General features: G+C 64.7%; 1 protein-coding gene. It reads left to right on the forward strand.

Annotated features, from left to right (window positions below; all coding sequences use genetic code 11):
• Nucleotides 1-73: 73 nt before the first annotated feature.
• A complete protein-coding gene (locus tag BRAO375_RS18575; protein ID WP_009029000.1) occupies nt 74-469 on the forward strand; it encodes a rhodanese-like domain-containing protein in 396 nt (131 codons plus the stop codon).
• Nucleotides 470-603 lie beyond the last annotated feature (134 nt).

Consider the following 603-nt stretch of genomic DNA (forward strand, 5'->3'; position numbering starts at 1 on the left):
TTCCCCTGATCGTGGGTTGTGAACAGACAGGCGGCCCGTTACCGCTCTTGCTGCAACGTCCGGGAGGAAAGCAATGTCGACCTCAGTCAAACAGATGCTGGAAGCCGCCAACGCCGCGGTGTCGAAGATCACGCCCGCCGAGGCGCAGGCCATGATCGCCAAGGGCAATACGCTGGTGCTCGACGTGCGCGATGCGCCGGAGGTCGAGAAGAGCGGCAAGATCGAGGGCGCTCACCACGTCTCGCGCGGCATGCTTGAGTTCCGCGCCGATCCGGACTCGCCGTATCACGACAAGGCGTTTGCCAAGGACAAGAGCGTCATCCTCTACTGCGCCTCCGGCGGCCGCGCCGCGCTGGCAGGAAAGACGCTGAAGGACCTCGGCTACGACAAGGTGTTCAACGTCGGCGGCTTCAAGGACTGGGCCGACAATGGCGGCGCGGTCGAGAAGCCGATCGAGCCGGGGATGTAGATCATATCGAGGGCGGCGCCTGTTGTGAGATGAATCTGGTCGCCGCGATCTCCGTTCACCTCTCCCCGCCGGGGAGAGGTCGGCGCGCAGCGCCGGGTGAGGGGACTTGCGCCGCGATTTTGACCTGATCCCTC

It is taken from the genome of Bradyrhizobium sp. ORS 375, assembly GCF_000239775.1.
Classification (GTDB): domain Bacteria; phylum Pseudomonadota; class Alphaproteobacteria; order Rhizobiales; family Xanthobacteraceae; genus Bradyrhizobium.